We start from the raw sequence: 536 nt of genomic DNA, 5'->3' as shown, positions 1-536 counted from the left end.
ATAGCAATTTAAGGGAATAGCACGAAAGGGTCCGAAGTTCCGGGGAGGGCCTACAGAACCGCAGATGCGGTGGAATTTTATACTTCATTCGCTCCGCCGCCTATTGTTTCCCCTGCGACTCAAACTCACTCACTGCGCTCGTTCAGACAGGGGTCTCCGGGGAAACGCTATGCTCGCTCATGAATCTGCGAACGCGTCACTGGCGCGTTCTTGATATGCAATGCAAGAAAATTCCAATGCATCTGCGGTTGTGTAGGCCCTCCCCGAAACTTCTGCTTTACTGACTATTCTACGATAATGAATAACGCAGCCAGAACGATATTAACGAAAGTCTGTAAAAATAGACTTTTCCAAATATCATTCTGGCTGTGTTTTGTTTTTTGGTAGAGTGAATGCCTGACTGTAGCCATTATCTTCATTGGCTCCACTAGAGATAAAAAACCACGCAAGCACAAGGTATTGGTTTAAGCCTCTTATGATTGCACGGTTTTAATTATCGTAACGGAGCCAATAAGGTAGAAGTTCCGGAAACCGCG

It is taken from the genome of Clostridium sp. AM33-3 (assembly GCF_003480315.1).
In the GTDB taxonomy this organism is placed as follows: Bacteria; Bacillota; Clostridia; order Lachnospirales; family Lachnospiraceae; genus Brotaphodocola.
This window is presented reverse-complemented; position numbering follows the sequence as displayed.